Raw genomic sequence first — 16,260 nt, 5'->3', positions numbered from 1 at the left:
GCCGCATTGACGGGAAGGAGAAAATAGGGCCAAATAGCCGTTGAGAGCCGCGGAGCTTACAGTGGGGAGGATGGGGGATGAGCATCGCACAAGAGGGGTGTCTCTTGCTGGGGAACGCGGGTCAGGGCCTCTGGGCACTGGTGCCCTTCCTTCTCCTTGCTGGGAGATCGTTCTTCAAGGAGGAATTGCTCCAACACCGTTCGGATTCAGAAACACAGAAAGAGGGGGAGCAGCCCACAGATCGCTCGCATGTCCATTATCAGGCGAACGAGTTGTTGCTCAGTGGTCTGGACGCCCTCATGAGTGATTTTCCCATTCCCGTTTGGATCGCCGAATGGCCGTCGGGGAGGATTCGTTCAATGAACCGCGCTTTACAAGAATTGCTCGGCCGACGGTTGGAGCCGCGTTCGACGCTTTTCAACTGCACGGACTTCTATGGCTTCTACCACCCGGACATCGGCATCTATCCTACCGAATGGTTCCCCTCCTTGCGGGCCGTCAAAAGCGGTGCGCCCGTCCTCGTTGAGGATCTGCGCGCTCTGACGCCCGAAGGCGAACGACGGCTGCTAATCGGGTGGGCAGCGCCTCTGCGCGGCTATGCGGGCGAGATCATCGGCGTCGTGACGGCTTTCTTCGACAAGACCGATGCCCATAAAAAAGAAGAGGCCTACGAAGCGCGCATTCAGGAGTTGACGCGCGAAGTGGAGAAGCTCAGGGGACGGCTCATGATAACGGAACGGAAGCTGATGCAAGCGCACCAGCTTTCGAACATCGGCCAGATGACCGCGATCCTCGCCCATGAGATTCGAAATCCCTTGGGCGCGATCGCTAACGCAGCAGAACTGTTGTTGCAACTCCGCCCCCACGCCGACGAGAACGAGCGCGAGCTCTTGCGGCTCATCTCTTCGGAAGCGCAGCGCTTGAACGATTTCACTCGACAGGTCCTGACCTACGCGCGCATGCCGGATCCGGAGCCCGTCCTCACCCCTATTCATGATGTGATCGAGCAAGCGCTCGATCTGCTTCAGAAAGACCCGCAGTTTAATCCGCGCATCCGCATCCGTAAGGAATTCTCCCCGTCCGTCACGTTGTGCTCCGTCGATCCCGACTTGATCAAGGAAGTCCTGTGGAACCTCCTGCTCAACGCGGTGCAAGCGATGCCCGAAGCGGGGGAGCTCGTCGTCACTACCGATCTCGGTGAGATTCCCCACCGTTCACACCAACGATTCGTGCGCATCGCCATCCGCGATTCCGGTGTAGGTATCGCTTCCGGCAATATGGAGAGGCTTTTCGACCCATTTTTCACGACGAAGCCTTTCGGAACTGGTCTCGGACTGGCTTCGGCGCGCCGTATCATCGAAGCGCACAACGGGGAGATCACCGTTCAAAACAGCCCGGGCAAAGGGACGACTGTGACGATCTTTCTCCCACTATGAGCTCGCCTCCAACCTCCTCGATGCCCACGCGCGTGGCGCCCCTTGGCCCTTTGGACGAGGGGGTGCGGATCCTGTTGATCACGCGGATACTCCCGGCGACCTTCTTCCTCACGGTCGCGCTGGCGCGCCTATTGAAGCTCCCGAATCTCTTCCCTCTTCCGCCGAGCGATGCTGGAGCGCTCGCTCGAGCGACCGCGCTCGCGCAGATCGCTTATCACCTCTCGGTCATCTTCTTCTTGCTGCTCATCACCGTGCTCTTCATCTCGCGCCCGCAACCGATCCGGAAGAGCGCAGGTGTGCGACCTCGCCTGATGGCTTTGTTCGGTTCTTTCCTCCTGACGTTCATCGCGGTTTTCCCGAATACCGAGCCGACGCTGCTCCAAACGATGGGCGCCACGATCTTGATGGTTTCCGGCAGCGCCATCACCATCGCGGCCCTCCTCGCGCTCGGACGCTCCTTCAGTATCTTCCCCGAGGCGCGGAGACTCGTTACGTGCGGTCCTTACGGCATTGTCCGGCATCCGATGTATCTCGGCGAGATCCTCGCCGGATTCGGCTTGATCTTGCAGGCATTCTCCGGGTTCGCGCTGTTGCTATTTGTCCTCTTCCTTTTCGCCCAACTCATGCGCATGCGGTATGAAGAGCAGATCCTGGAAAGTACGTTCCCAGAATATGCCGCATACAAACGCCGAACGGCACGCCTCATCCCGCGAATTTACTGATCCCTCTTGCCAAGCCCCCTAAGGGATCGGCTTGCGGGCTCGTGGATGCTGGCCCGAAGCGCCGTCTTCTTGAAGCTGCAGGCCTTCCCGTCTAAGATTTAGCTTCGTTCACGAAGATGATGGAGGCACGGGTTTGCGCTCTTTGTGGACGGCCTCTCGCTCAGGCCGAGGCGGAAACGCTTTGCCCGATCTGCCTGCAGCGTGAGGCGCAACCGCCTCATTCCCCCTCGGAACCTCTCCCCTGGGGACTCGCAGCCGCACTCGCGCTCTGGATCTTCTTCATCTTCGCGATCACGCTCCTTCCGGCCCTCGGGGTCTTCTTCTGGGCGACGGCGCGCGGCTATTCGCCAGCGGACTTGGACCGCCTGCATGGCCCGGAAGGAACGCTCGTCCAAGTCTCCATGCTCTTCTTCGCTCATCTGCTCACGCTATTGATCGGCTGGGTTGTCGTCACCCAAGGGCGACGCCGACCCTTCCTCCGGACGCTCGGTTGGGGCTGGCATCCACGATTTCGCTTTCGTCACGTCGTGCTGACGGTCGGAGGTCTCTATGGATTCATTTTCGCGCTCTCGCTGCTATTGCCTTCGCGGGAGACGGCCTTCGATCGCCTGCTGCAAATCTCACCCCATGTGCGCGTGGTCATCGCTCTTCTGGCCGTGGGGACGGCTCCCCTTGTGGAGGAATTGGTTTATCGTGGCGTCCTTTACCCGGCGCTCCAGGTTCGCCTGGGACGTCCGCGCGCCATCGCGTTCGTTACGATTCTGTTCGCTGTCGTGCATTATCCACAGTATAGCGCCAGCACGCTCATCTTGGTCGCCGTGACCGTGCTCAGCTTCGTCATCACGCTGATTCGAGCCTACACGGGACAACTGTTGCCATGCGTGGTCACGCACCTGATTTACAATGCCATCGGGGCCTTCCTGATCTTGAGCGGATATGCTTTTAACGAGTGACTCTCCATTCTTCTGCTGCGTGGGCATGATGGCGAGCCCGAACACGACATGATAAAATCCCCCAAAGAGGAGGAGACGGATGGGGACCCTGAGGCCAGAAGAACGCGAAGAGTTGCGAAAGCGTCTCGAAGAAGCGATGGGGACAGCCGCGGCCGAGATGTTGATTGATACGATCGAACGGCTCATCGCACGGGAAGCGGAGCGAGCGCTCTCTGAATCACTTCACGCTCTGCGCGAAGCCGTCGAGGGAGTCATTACACTTCTTGAGCGAACCCAGGGCGTTCTCGCTCAATTGACCGAGGCGCAAGCTCGAACGGAAGGACGCGTGGAGCAGTCGGAGATCGTCATCGAACGATTGGCTCACGCAGCGGAGCAGCTCGTGGGTATCATCGAGCAGCTCGCCCAAGCTCAAGCCCGCACCGAGGAGCGGGTCGCCCGATTGGAGGCCATCGTCGAGCAACTCGCTCAAGCTCAAGCCCGCACCGAAGAGCGCGTGGGACGATTGGAGACCGCCATCGAGCAGCTCGCCCAAGCTCAAGTCCGAACTGAAGAGCGGGTCGCCCGATTGGAGGCCATCGTCAAGCAACTCGCCCAAGCTCAAGCCCGCACCGAAGAGCGCGTGGGACGATTGGAGGCCATTGTACAGGAGTTAGCTCAAGCGCAAGCGCGGGCGGAAGAACGGATGGGGCGATTGGAAGCCATCGTTCAACAGTTGGCTGAGGCTCAAGCACGCACCGAAGAACGCGTAGGACGGCTGGAAGAGCTCACGGCGGAATTGGCGCGGGGACAGGCTGAGTTGCGGGAAGCGATGAAAGCGCTTGCCGAAGAGCAAGCCCGTATGCAAAAGGAACTGCGGCATCTGGCCAAGCAAGTCGGAGGATTGAGCGAGACACTCGGAGCAGACCTCGAAGACCTTGCTTATATTGTCTTGCACGACGTCCTGAAGCGCGAGTTCGGATGGGACGTAGGGCCCTTGGAGCGTACATGGCAGCGGTGGAACGATCGGGTGGAGGAGATCAACGTCTTCGGCCGGGCGACGGATCCGGCGCGTCCGGGCCGAGTGATCTGGATCGTGGGCGAAGCCAAATACAACCTCACGATCCGCGAGGTCGAGCGGTTCGCGAAGCTGGTGGAACGAGCCAGGAAGCATCTCATTGGTGAGATCTTCCCCGTCTGCTTCTGCCGGCGCGCTCGTCCGGAAGTGCAGGAGCATGCGCGTAAGCTGGGATTACGCCTGGTCTTCTCCTACGGACGCATGATCTGATTCCATTTCAGCTTCGGGAGCCGTATGATGAACCGATCGCCGAGGGAACTCGCGTATCGGTATGATGTGTACATCGCCCCGATCTGGCGCGAGCCCTTCGATGAGATGGTCGAGAAGCACGTCCCCCTTCCGACGAAAGGGACGATACTCGAAGTCAACAGTGGAACGGGAGGCTTGGCGCTCGATTTAGCATCTCGGATCGGGATGAGGGGAGAAGTCGTCGCGACCGAGCGCAACGCCATCATGGTGGAGATCGCGCGCGCGAAGGCGGCGATCAAGCGACTGCAGAACCTCACGTTCCTGGAGAAAGATCCCACGAACCTCGGGCTTGAGGCGGAGTCTTACGGATTGGTCATCGGCGATGCTACGCTGCTTCCTCCCCCATACATCGCGCCGATGGTGTCCGAAATGGCGCGCGTCGCCGAATATCAAGCGACAGTTGCTCTGAAGTTGATCACGCGAGGCAGCTTCGACGAGTGCTACTCGATCCTCTGGGAAGCGCTCCATCGTTGTGGGCTCGATGAATATGCGGCGCACGTCGAAGCGCTCAGCACACGATGGCCGACAGTGACGGAGGTTCAGGAGATCTTCGCTCGTTGTGGGCTTCGCTATCCGCATTGTTTCGTCGAGCGCGAGGAGTTCCTGTTCGAGACGGCCACGGATTTCTTTGAGTCGCCGCTCATCGAGGATTACTTCCTCCCGCAGTGGCTCACCTTCCTACCTGACGCGATCACACGCCAACGCGTTCAGCGCCAGATGGCGCGGATCATTGAGCGCGAGCGGCATCGTGCCGAATTTAATTTCTCCGTCAAGGCGACGCTCGCCCTCGGTCGAAAGGGATGAGATCGGTGGTCTCAAAAAGCGAGCACTTTTCGCCAAAGGAGTGCCTATGAAACTCTCGGAGTTCGATTACACCTTGCCCGAAGAGCTGATCGCGCAGGAGCCGCTTCCGGAGCGCGATCACTCGCGCCTGCTCGTCCTGGATCGGAGGACGGGAGCCTATTGGGACAGATACTTCTATCAGTTCCCGGAGGAAGTCGCCCCAGGGAGCGTCCTGGTCCTGAACAACACGCGCGTCTTCCCGGCGCGCCTTTTCGGAAAGCGAAAGGGCTTCACGGGCCATGTCGAGGTGCTGCTCCTGAGACGACGTGAGAAGACGCGGTGGGAAGCCTTGATCAAGCCGGGGCGCGTCGCCCGACCGGGGACCGAGTTGGTGTTCGACGAAGGTCGCTTGGAAGCGCGTATCCTCGCTGTTGAAGCGGAGGGGAAGCGCCTCCTCGAATTCCTCTGCCCCGAGCAGGAGTTGGACGCGTGGATTGACCGCATTGGTGTCGCGCCGCTGCCCCCATACATCAAACGATCGGATCCGACCTCGTTCGCGCGGGATCTGCTCCGCTACCAAACCATCTACGCGAAACATCGTGGATCGGTCGCCGCACCAACGGCGGGATTCCACTTCACGGAGCGCGTCTTCGCGGCCCTTCGGGAGCGCGGCGTTCAGATCGTCGAGCTGACGCTTCATGTTGGCTACGGGACGTTCAAGCCAGTGCGCGTGGAAGAAATCGAAAAGCATCGCATGGAGGGCGAAGAGTTCTTCATCCCTCCGGAGACGGCCGAAGCCATCAATGAAGCGCGACGGAGCGGACGCCCAGTCATCGCCGTGGGAACGACAAGTGTCCGAGCGTTGGAATCCGCTGCCGATTCGGAAGGTTTCGTACGCGCGGGAGCCGGGTGGACGGAGTTGTTCATCTACCCGGGTTATCGCTTCAAGGTCGTGGATGGCTTGGTGACGAATTTCCATCTGCCGCGCTCGACCTTGCTCATGCTCGTGTGCGCTTTTGCCGGCCGCGAGAATGTCCTGCGTGCCTATGAGCATGCCGTCGCCATGCGCTACCGATTCTACAGCTACGGCGACGCTATGTTCATTCGTTGATGCTTGCTCCATCTCGATCCGAAGCGTATGATTGTCTCCGCGTGGTGGAACGGCCACGCGAAGATCTTCGTCCGATCGCGCGGATGGGCCGGAAGGGAGAGACGAGATGGTGTGCGAGGTCTCCATTCGACCGATGACGATTCGCGATCTCGATCAGTGTTGGGAGCTCGATCAACGCTGTTTTGCTGATGGAGAGGCGTATGATCGTGACACGCTTCACTATCTCCTGACCAATCCCCTGGTCATCGCGCGAAAGACCGAATTGCCCGATGGGCGCATGGTCGGCTTCGTCATCGGGAGCATCGAGTCCGGTGGCGTCGGTCACGTGATCGCGCTCGGTGTCGATCCGCAGTGGCGACGGCGTGGCTTCGGACGTTTACTCATGGAAGCCATCGAGGACGCCTTTTGCGAGCATGGGGCGACGATCGCTCGATTGGAAGTCCGTGCGGACAATTATGCCGCCCAAGCCTTGTACAAGAAGTTGGGCTACACGGTCACCCAACGGCTGCCGCGCTACTACACCAATGGGGAGGACGCGCTTCTGATGACGAAACCGCTTCCCGTTTCCCTCTACGACGAATGGATGTGATCCTTTAGACCCTCCTACAAGCGTCATTCGCAAAACGATTCGAGCATGGCACCGATATATCCTCAGGCAGTTCACCCTTGAAGGGTTGATGATCGTCTTCAGCGATGGAATGTTCGGCGCGCTCGTGGCCGTCGCGCTCATTCGCGGGATCGGCACGCTGCCGCTTCTCGGCCCACTGTTTGAGGATCCATCGGGTCAGGGAGATATTCAGCTCGGGCTGTCGCTTCCGATGCTCGCCGCGACGCTGCTGATCCTCAGTGGCGTGGGTCTGATCGCCGAGCTCATTCCAGCTCTCCGAGCCGCTCGTTTGGATCCGGTCGAGGCCCTGCGCCGAGAGCGATGACACTCACCGCAAGTGCGCGCCCTCTTCGAACCGATGGCCCGTTCGATGGATGAAGACATCTTCCAAGGTTGGCCGCCGCACCATGAGCGAGACGATGCGTCCGGGAAACGCCTCAACCAAGCGCGCGAGGAATTCATGTCCGCGCTCGTGACGAAAACAAAGCTTGCCATCCACGAGCGTCGCTTCGATCCCCCATCGGGCCCGAATCTCCGCGCACAAAGATTCGAGTTCGCGCCCCTCGACGAAGATCACATCGCCCCCGATCTCCGCCTTCAAGGTCTCCGGATCCTCAAGCGCCACCAACCGTCCCCGATCCAAAATGGCTACCCGATCGCACTGCTCCCCCTCCTCCAGATAATGCGTCGTGAAGACGATAGTGAGCGATCGCTGCTCGCGAAGGGTCCGCAGATACGACCACAGCTCCAGACGCGCGCGCACATCGAGCCCAGCCGTCGGCTCATCCAGAAGCAAAAGTGGGGGTTCATGCAGAAGCGCCTTCGCGATCTCCACGCGGCGTCGCAACCCTCCCGAGAGCCGCTCCACAGGTTCATCCGCCCGATCCCGAAGATCGAAACGTTCGAGCAACGCCTCGATCCGCCGGCGCAAGTTCGCCCCCCAAAGGTCGTAGAGATGTCCCTGGTGGCGCAGGTTCTCTCGCACCGTGAGCTTCCCATCCACGCTCGGCGATTGGAAGACGATGCCCAAGTGCCGTCGCACGCGCTCCGGGTGCGCCAGGGCGTCGTCCCCGAATAGGCGGACGCACCCCGAGGTCGGTCTCATCAGAGTCGCCAGGATTCGAAAGAGCGTCGTCTTCCCCCCACCGTTGGGTCCGAGCAAGGCGAAGATCTCCCCCTCACATACCTGCAGCGTCACATCGTCTAAGGCAATGCGCGCTCCGTACTGATGTGTGAGGTGCTCGACGACAAGAATAGGTTCCGTCATCTCGCTGTCCTCAAGAGGCACGAGGTCACTTCGATGACCGCACGGCGACGGGAGGGCGCTCCATGATCATCCGTCGGGCTTTCTCCAGAATCTCTCGCTCGCCTTTGTATGTGGCGCGCGCAATGGCTTCTTCCAGAGGAAACCATCGCGCATCTTCCACTTCCCAATCATGCCGCTGCACATCCCCTTCGAGATACCGCATGAGATAGAAATGGACCGTCTTGAAGAACCGAACGGGTTCTTCCCCCTCTCGACCGACGTACCAATAATTGATCTGACCCAGCTTCCCGACGATCTCGCCGCGCACACCGGTTTCCTCTCGCACTTCGCGAAGTGCTGCCTCTTGCACCCCCTCTCCGCGTTCCACCAATCCCTTAGGTAAGCACCAGACCTTCCCATGGTCCCGCGCGATCAGGATGACTTCCGGACGCGACTGGGTCCAGCGATAGACGACCCCTCCGGCCGAGACTTGACGAAGCGTCCTCACGCCCTTTCCTCAAAAGATCACTTCCGTCTCAAGGCGTCCCCGTCCCTCGGTCGCCTGCTTGAAGAACAGTTCGAAGGTGCGACGAAAAAGCTCGACTTTGTTCAAATCAATGGCCGTCACCGGAAATCCCTCTGGGACGATGAGGATGAACGCCGCGCGAAAGACCTTCGGCGCTTCCACATAGGCCGGCCGTCGCGGGCCTTCAACCCGCAGAATATCGGTGAGCGTGATCGTGCGGGCCGAACCCCTTACGACCACTTCGAGTTCGGGCGGGCTTCCCCGCGTGCGTCCTTCCGTCTCCGTCGGGTTCTCGATCAAGAAGAAGGGAGGGACCTCCTCCGGCGGGCGAAGCCCCATCAGGTATTGATCGAGGGGGCTGTATCGCTCGTTCGCCGCCACGGAGCGGAAGCGGTTCCCCGAAAGGATCTCCCAATCATGCCCGTCCAGTTCCGACGCATCCGTGTCGAGGAAGAAACTCCAGGTGAACCTCTCCGTTCCAGCAAGCAGAGCATCGCTGGACACGCCGCCGTCATCGAAGCGCACATATGCTCCCCAGGCATGTCCGACCATCTGGGCGAGGATGTCCATGGCCGATTTCGTGCCGAGAAATTCCTCCAACGGATCCGCCGGATAGGATCGCAGCAGGTCCATATTCACAACCAGTCGCAATCGGCCCGCACTGCCGAACGTCGCTGCGTCGTCGAAGATGGGGAGCCCAAGCCCCTCGATCTCATTCTTCACCCACGCGGCGACGGGAAGCGTGAAGGCTCCTCTTTGGACGACGCGTCCGGTGATCGTCAAACGTTCGAAGGTGCTCGCTCCATAGATGATCAAGAGATCGAACGCATCGGGATGCCGGGTGAAGAAGCGCCGCGCGACCTCTCGGAGCAGGAGTCCCGCGCGGAACAGCTCGCCGATCGGCAGGTCGCCCTGACGCCATGGTGGACGAAAGGACGTCGGCCGCAGAGGATCCGCCGAGATGTCCGCGGTGAACTTCACGCGCCAGAATGCTTGGCGATTGCCCGACGAAATCCCCACAAGCCCTCTCACCGACTCGACGCCGTTGTAGCTGAACAGAATTCGTCCATCGCGAAAGAGCGCCACTTGGAACGTGTTTCGTGGAAGGAGCGCCTCGGCGATCTCCACTTCTGGTACTTCCGGCACATCGCGCCATGTGATAACGACGCGGTCGAACTCCTCCCAGATGAGAACGGTGCCCCTAGAAGGGGCGAGATCCAGCCAAAGTGGAGCAATCCGCGGCTGCTTCGTCACGAACTCCAATTCGGTTGGCGTCGGATCGGGATCGGGACTCCCGAAGGTCAGGTTCCCATTGGCATTGAGGAAGACGCTTGTGAAGGTCTGACCGTAAAAAGAGAAGGCGAAGGGTAGCGATCGCTCGAGAAATCCCTCGTCCTCAATCCGAACCCGCTCCCCCTCAAGGATAAAGGCCAAGGGGACGAAAGAGACGTCGTAGCCGAGAAACCGTCGCCTCGTGTCGAAAACGGGGGTGAACTGAAGGCTCCGGCGATCCAGATCGAATTCATGAAAGACTTCACGATCGGCCGTCATGACTGAGATCTGGCCGACGATCTCGACCAAGCTCCTTGAGGCAGTGGCGCGCGAAACATCGAGCGCGCGGATCTCCGGCGCAGGGGTCTTGAAGAAGACGTCCCACGCGGGATGGTCAAAGACTTCGATGACGCCCTCAGTATGCGTCAGCAGCAACCGACGCGGTTGTCGAGGATCAATGGTCAGCCCGCGGAAGATGTGGTGCGCCGAGAGCCCAGTGAGTTCGCGCCAGAATTGGCCTCCGGTCGCGCTCTTATAAAGAGCGTTCTCGACGCGCGCTGAATCGAGGCGGCGCCGGATAAGCGCGTAGACGATTTCGGGATCTTCTGGGTTGATGGCGAGAAGCGGTGGCAACGTGGGATAGGCGGACCGCCAGGACAAGCCCACGTTCACAGGATGCCATGTCTCTCCCCCATCGGTCGTCTTGTAGACGCCGTGCGCTTCGCTCCCGAGATACGCGGTGCGCGAATCGCTCGGATGGACGACCAATTGCCGCACGGGAGTATACGGTGCCGCGCCGATGGCTGGAGGCAGCCCCACGCTCGCCGACTTCCAGCTTCTCCCTCCATCGTCGCTGCGATACACGCCGTGTCGCACCGTCCCGATGTAGATCACCTCGGGATGTGACGGTGCTACCTCAATCGCTATGGGAACGAGCCCATCGGGCAAAGCCGAGATGCGTTGCCAGCGCCGCCCTCCGTCATCGCTCACCAAGAGCCCTCGCCGAGTCCCGGCGAAAAGGCGTCCTTGACTCTCCGCTATGGAGAACGTTTCCTCCCACAGCAACCGTTCAGCGCGTCGGCCCACCATGGCGATGCGGAAGAGCCCGTCGCTAGTTGCAACCCATGCTCCCTCGCTCGCTCGCTTGCGCAGCGCATGAAGGCGCCGTCGACCGTTCCCTAGAGATACCCCCTTCCATGTCTGCCCACGATCATCGCTCACCAACACCGCGCGATCCGTCAGGAGCCACAGCTCTTCAGTTCGCTCACCGCGGACGCTCCAACGCCACGGCATTCCTGCGATGAAGACCAGAAGAAGGCCAAGCACCCTCTGACGCGAATCCCCCTTCATGACGCGATCACCTCCCGGCGCACGGTCCATCGTTCGATGAGTCGTTCGTTCACTGCGAAACCGATCCCGGCTTCCATTGGCGCTCGAATCGTCCCTCGCGGCGTGACTTCGACCTCAGGTTCGATAATGTCCTGCTCCCAATAGCGCCGGCTCGCCGAGACATCGCCCGGCAGAGAAAAACCTTCCAAAGTCGAGAGCGCAATGTTGTGCGCTCGCCCGACGCCCGACTCCAACATCCCGCCGCACCAGAGAGGTATGCCCTGCGCGGAGCAGAGATCGTGCAGGCGTCGCGCTTCGGTATACCCCCCAACGCGCCCGAGCTTGACGTTGATGATCCGACATGCCCCGATCGCCAGCGCCTTCCGGGCTTTCTCGGCACTCGTGATCGATTCGTCCAAGCAGATGGGAGTGCGCATCCGCCGCTGCAGCTCCGCATGGTCCAAGAGATCATCGTGAGCCAGCGGCTGCTCGAGCATCATCAGGTTGAAGTCATCGAGCGCGCGGAGCACCTCCGCGTTCTCGAGCGTGTAGGCCGCATTGGCATCCGCCATAAGCGGGATATCGGGGAAAGCCGCGCGCACAGCTCCCACGATCTCTCGCTCCAGGCCCGGTTTGATCTTCACCTTGATCCGCCGATAGCCAGCCGCTAGCTCTCGTTCAACCGCTTTCACCAAATCCGAGAGCGAAGGCTGAATGCCAATGGAGACGCCGCATTCGATCTCCGCGCGCGTGCCGCCGAGGAGTTGCCACAGCGGTTTTCCTTCTCGTCGCGCTTGTAGGTCCCAACACGCGGCCTCCAATGCCCCCTTGGCCATATTATGCCCGCGAACGGCGCGGAAGAACGCGGGAACTTCGTCAACCGTTGCGAACTCGCGTCTCAGCAACATTGGGATGAGAAAATCGCGCATCACCAACCACGCGCCATCCACGAATTCGTGATTGTAAAATGGCTCTTCGGAAGCCGTGCACTCGCCCCACCCTTGCTCTCCTTCGGTATCGAAGATGCGAACGAGCAAGATACGCCGCCAGTCGGTGCGCCCGAAACTCGTCTCGAACGGAGCGCGAAGTCGCATGCGGATCTCCCGAAGCTCGACGCGCTGAATCCTCATCTTCGCCTCTCAAAGAGAGCGCCGTCTAAAATCCCGCCCTCGGCCGCGAGACGGAATAGACGCTGGGAATCGCCGGGCCGACGATCTCCGGTGGAACAGGCGTCGCCGGTGCGGGAACATTTCCCGCCAATGTGCTCGGCGCCAATGGGACGATCAACGAAGTCGCCGAGAGCGGTCGAAAGATCGGACCCTCGATCACGCGCAGCCTCTGGGGCACTGGGCTCAGCGCGCGCATGAAATCGAGAACTGAAGCCTCCCCTTCGACCTCCACGGCCGTGACGGCGCGGCACCGATTCACAGGCTCTATGATGATGCCCGCGCGCCGCAAGAGTCGCACGAGATCGGCTTCGCAAACGGGGGCCAATGGAGTCCATCCATACTCCGGGCGCGCATTCCACCGCTCCAACTCGGCGAGCGCCGCCGCTAACGTCCATCCTTGGGCAGGAGCAGCGAGTCCGGAGATTTTCACCAAGAGCATGGCGAGCATCGCCTGCGTCGGCAGATCGCGCCGCTCGAAAAGGAGCGCGTGTGCGCGCGCGTGATCAACCGGAAGCTCGCCGATCTCCGGCATCACTCGCACGATGGAGGAGACCGGCCAACCCGCTCGCGAGAGGACATCCCACATCTTGCGCTCGCTCATCCATTCGTCGGGCTCCCATCCTTCGGCCGGCGCAAGCCCTCGCGCGCGCAGCCAAGCGACCGCTTCTTCGACCGTGAAGAGCCGATCGGGCGCCAGTGCGCGCGCGAGCATTTGCGCGAATCGTCCTTGAGTGACGGGCATCCCGTCGCGAAAGATCGCGCGCACGCGCGCGCGTGTGACAGCCCCTTGCCCCGATTGCGCCGCCGGATGCTGAGCGAAGCGCGTCCCGCGAAGCATTTGCATCAGATCGTCTTCGCGCAAGGGGGCCGCAAGCCGCCATCCTCCTTCGGGACGATGCCCCAAGCGTTCCAACTCGCGCGCCGCCCGTGCGGCTGTCCACCCCTCGGGTGGCTCGGCCAGACCTAAGGCCCACGCCAATTGAAGCGCGAATTCGCCTTGCGAGATCCCCCCGCAACATTCATCCTCTGCGAGAACGGGCTGCAGATCGCCTTGAGGCCCAAGTGGCGGCCTCGTCTCTGAAGGTCGAATCACGACGGTCGAGAGAACGACCACCGATGCGAAAATGCTGCTGAGTAATGCCGTCACGATGGAAGCACTCATCTCTCACCCCCCTGCGCGCCATTTTCGCCGAACGGCCCAGATCCTCTCCACCCCTTGACGCCACGCTGGCTTCCTCAATTCCCCTTCTTCGCGCGGATGATACTCGTAGCGGGAATAGTAGCGCTCGTATCGGCTCTCCTCTGGGCGAATGGCGTTGAAGATCACGCCCCAGATGTGGACGCCCGCCCGCGTGAGCCGCTGCATGGCTCGCCGTACGACCTTTCGATCCGTGTGATTGAACCGAACGACGAAAAGGACCCCATCCACGACGGAGGCGATCACCATAGGATCGCTCACCGCGGTGAGCGGTGGGGAATCAATGACGATCCACTCGAATTGCGCCTTAAGTCCCCGGACCAACTCTTGCAAGATCGTCCGATCGAGCAATAGGAACGGGTTTTGCGGAGGACGACCGACAGGGATGACATACAGGTTCGGCACATCGGTCTCGCAGATAAGCGCCGATAGTTCGGCTTCGCCCGTCAGATAAGCTACGATCCCATTGTCCTCCGGAGGCGAAGGCGGAAAAGTTCGTCGCACGCGCTTCTGCAACGCGCGTTCGACCGCTTCCCGTAAGGCATCTATGTCGAATGGCTTTGTGAGATAATCGGCAGCCCCCTGACGAACGGCCTCGATGGCCGTCTCCAAGCACGCGTGTCCCGTGATCATCACGACTTCCGTCTGCGGGCTCAATCCCTTGATGCGTTCCAGCAGCTCGGTGCCATCCATCCCCGGCAACTTGATGTCCACGATGGCAACCGCGACCTCATTGTCGCGAACTTTCGCCAGCGCTTCCTCTCCATCTTTCGCCATCAAAAGCGGGCCGAGCGTCCATCCATTTCCGATCCCGCGACGCTGAAGGAGCACAAGTCCTTCTGCGAGAAGCTGCCGCATCGCCGGCTCATCATCAACGATCAAGACGGCCCCAAGCTGGGGTCCCCGACGCTTGAGTCCGGGGAACCGACGATGCACATCCGGACGACGCAGGTCCAAATCCACAAGGACCGTGCGCGCGCCAAGCGCCGCTGCCGTTCGCGCCAATTCGCACGCGACCGCCGTCTTGCCCTCCTCCATCGCCGAGCTGGTGATCAAAATCGCAGGCGCTGAGAGCCCGCGATGGAAAAGCTTGAGATTCGTCCATAACTCATGAAAGGCCTCGCGCCAAGCGAATTCCTCCGTGCGGGCGGAATGGGGGATCTCTCCGAGCACGGGCCGTTCCAGAAGCCGCTCGATCTCCTCCGAATCTCGAATCGTGGGATCCATGAAGTCCTTGGCGAGCACAATCCCCACGCCGAGCACGAGTCCGCCGAGCAGCCCCAACAGCAAGACGCGCGGGCTTTGACGATTGAGCGGGACTCGCGGCGGTATGGCGCGATCCACGAGGGCGATGTTATTGCGAAGGAGCTGTCCCCCTAACTCGACGCGGTTCAACGTCTGCTTCAGCTCACGCGCGATTTCCGAAGTGATCGCTTGCTGTAGGATTTGATCGAGGAACCGTGGGTCGGTGCTGGCACTTTGCACGCGCCGTTGCTCGAGATCGCGCGCGCGTCGGGCCTCTGCCTCTTTTTGACGGGCTACCTCCAACTCGTTTCGGAGTGCTTCCAAAGCGGCATCAGTCGCTCGCGCGATCTGCTCCTCTAACGCGCTCAACTGCGCGCGGAGCTGAACGACGCGCGGGTTCCGTTCCAGGAATCCTCTTCGCTCCAATTCGCGCAGCTCCCGCTCTAGTGCTGCCTTTCGCTCCAGAAGTCCGCTGAGTTCGTTCGGACCGGAGAGCAAAGCGGCGATACGTTGAGGAGTCTCCCGCGCCGCCAAGGCCTGCTGATATCGCGCTTCAGCTTGCTGTCGCTCCCGCTGCGCCTCTGAGAGAATCCGCGTCGCCGCCTCTAGGGCACTGGTATCGACTTTCCCTCCGGTCGCCTCGGTCGGGACAAGGCCGAACTCCCAAGCGACCTGTTGCAATCGCTCGATCACTTGCGCCTGGTTCGCTTCCGCTCGCTCGAGCAGAGCTTTCAAGGCGGCGATCGTCTCCTGAAAGCTCTTCTTCCGCTCCTCGAGATTGGCCTCAATGTATGTTTCAGCGATTGTGTTCGCCCACAAGGCCGCCTCCTCCGGCGATTCACGCGTCACGGCGATGGCGATGATCCGCGTGTTCTCCACCTGGCGTGGCGTGACCGAAGCTTGAAGCTCCGCCGCTAGCTCCTCTCGCCGCCGCCCTTGATACTGCGGCAACCGCGCGAGCGCATCGGCGGCGCGCAGCGCTAGCGTATTGCCGGAGAGAATGCGAAGCTGCGTCTGAAAGTAGTACTCGTAGTCGAAGTAGCTATTGTACTGTGGGGCCATCAGAGCTTGCGTAGGGTCAACCGGCGCCGGAGGAAGTTCGACCGATACCGTTGCCTGCGCTTGATAGAGCGGCGTCCGCAAAAATCCCGAGAGGAAGGCGAGACCAAGACACAGCAGGGCCGATGCCAGAATCGTCCACTTGCCTCGACGAAGGAGGTCGAGATAATAGCGATAATCTACGCTCTCGCCGAGCTTCTCCATTCCCGACACAGGGGGAATTGTATCAACGCCCCCAGGTGCAGGCAATCCCCCCTCGCTTGCTCATGACTCGTCCCTTCGGATACGATTATCCTCGGCT

14 protein-coding genes are annotated in these 16,260 nt (G+C 60.9%); 8 read left to right on the top strand and 6 right to left on the bottom strand.

Going from position 1 to position 16,260, the window contains the following annotated elements; all coding sequences use genetic code 11:
* Window positions 1-77 precede the first annotated feature (77 nt).
* The 8 genes from NZ746_12185 (at window position 78) to NZ746_12150 (ending at window position 7,240) form a co-directional block, all read left to right on the top strand.
* Complete coding sequence (locus tag NZ746_12185) at window positions 78-1,436, top strand: ATP-binding protein (GenBank protein MCS6818115.1); 1,359 nt, start codon at window positions 78-80, stop codon at window positions 1,434-1,436.
* A 62-nt stretch (window positions 1,437-1,498) separates the two neighbouring features.
* On the top strand, window positions 1,499-2,158 hold the full coding sequence (locus NZ746_12180; GenBank protein MCS6818114.1) for an isoprenylcysteine carboxylmethyltransferase family protein: 660 nt from the start codon (window positions 1,499-1,501) through the stop codon (window positions 2,156-2,158).
* Between the two features lie 116 nt (window positions 2,159-2,274).
* On the top strand, window positions 2,275-3,111 hold the full coding sequence (locus NZ746_12175; GenBank protein MCS6818113.1) for a CPBP family intramembrane metalloprotease: 837 nt from the start codon (window positions 2,275-2,277) through the stop codon (window positions 3,109-3,111).
* A gap of 79 nt (window positions 3,112-3,190) precedes the next feature.
* Window positions 3,191-4,375, top strand: coding sequence for a hypothetical protein (locus NZ746_12170; GenBank protein MCS6818112.1), 1,185 nt, complete (start codon window positions 3,191-3,193; stop codon window positions 4,373-4,375).
* Window positions 4,376-4,399: 24 nt separating this feature from the next.
* The gene (locus tag NZ746_12165; GenBank protein MCS6818111.1) at window positions 4,400-5,218 is read left to right on the top strand and encodes a class I SAM-dependent methyltransferase; all 819 of its coding nucleotides are present in this window, start codon (window positions 4,400-4,402) and stop codon (window positions 5,216-5,218) included.
* A gap of 46 nt (window positions 5,219-5,264) precedes the next feature.
* Complete coding sequence (gene queA, locus NZ746_12160; protein ID MCS6818110.1) at window positions 5,265-6,308, top strand: tRNA preQ1(34) S-adenosylmethionine ribosyltransferase-isomerase QueA; 1,044 nt, start codon at window positions 5,265-5,267, stop codon at window positions 6,306-6,308.
* Window positions 6,309-6,414: 106 nt separating this feature from the next.
* Window positions 6,415-6,897, top strand: coding sequence for a ribosomal protein S18-alanine N-acetyltransferase (gene rimI / locus NZ746_12155; protein MCS6818109.1), 483 nt, complete (start codon window positions 6,415-6,417; stop codon window positions 6,895-6,897).
* Window positions 6,898-6,985: 88 nt separating this feature from the next.
* Entirely contained in the window at window positions 6,986-7,240 is a 255-nt protein-coding gene (locus NZ746_12150) for a hypothetical protein (protein ID MCS6818108.1), read from the top strand.
* Between the two features lie 3 nt (window positions 7,241-7,243).
* On the opposite strand, the gene NZ746_12145 is transcribed toward NZ746_12150, so the two are convergent.
* From NZ746_12145 to NZ746_12120, 6 genes are read right to left on the bottom strand one after another with little or no spacing between them, the layout of a single operon-like run.
* Window positions 7,244-8,182 carry an ABC transporter ATP-binding protein gene (locus NZ746_12145; protein ID MCS6818107.1) on the bottom strand — a complete coding sequence of 313 codons (939 nt, stop codon included), beginning with the start codon at window positions 8,180-8,182 and terminating at the stop codon, window positions 7,244-7,246.
* Window positions 8,183-8,207: 25 nt separating this feature from the next.
* On the bottom strand, window positions 8,208-8,669 hold the full coding sequence (locus NZ746_12140; GenBank protein MCS6818106.1) for an NUDIX hydrolase: 462 nt from the start codon (window positions 8,667-8,669) through the stop codon (window positions 8,208-8,210).
* Window positions 8,670-8,678: 9 nt separating this feature from the next.
* Window positions 8,679-11,309 (bottom strand): hypothetical protein, encoded by a 2,631-nt coding sequence (locus NZ746_12135; GenBank protein ID MCS6818105.1) that lies wholly within the window; start codon window positions 11,307-11,309, stop codon window positions 8,679-8,681.
* A complete protein-coding gene (gene menC, locus NZ746_12130) occupies window positions 11,306-12,418 on the bottom strand; it encodes an o-succinylbenzoate synthase (protein MCS6818104.1) in 1,113 nt (370 codons plus the stop codon). The genes NZ746_12135 and menC overlap by 4 nt, the downstream gene beginning before the upstream one ends.
* A gap of 25 nt (window positions 12,419-12,443) precedes the next feature.
* Entirely contained in the window at window positions 12,444-13,619 is a 1,176-nt protein-coding gene (locus tag NZ746_12125; GenBank protein ID MCS6818103.1) for a hypothetical protein, read from the bottom strand.
* Window positions 13,620-13,622: 3 nt separating this feature from the next.
* On the bottom strand, window positions 13,623-16,208 hold the full coding sequence (locus NZ746_12120; GenBank protein ID MCS6818102.1) for a response regulator: 2,586 nt from the start codon (window positions 16,206-16,208) through the stop codon (window positions 13,623-13,625).
* Window positions 16,209-16,260 lie beyond the last annotated feature (52 nt).

The organism is Blastocatellia bacterium (assembly GCA_025055075.1).
Taxonomy (GTDB): Bacteria; Acidobacteriota; Blastocatellia; order HR10; family HR10; genus HR10.
This window is presented reverse-complemented; position numbering and strand designations above follow the sequence as displayed.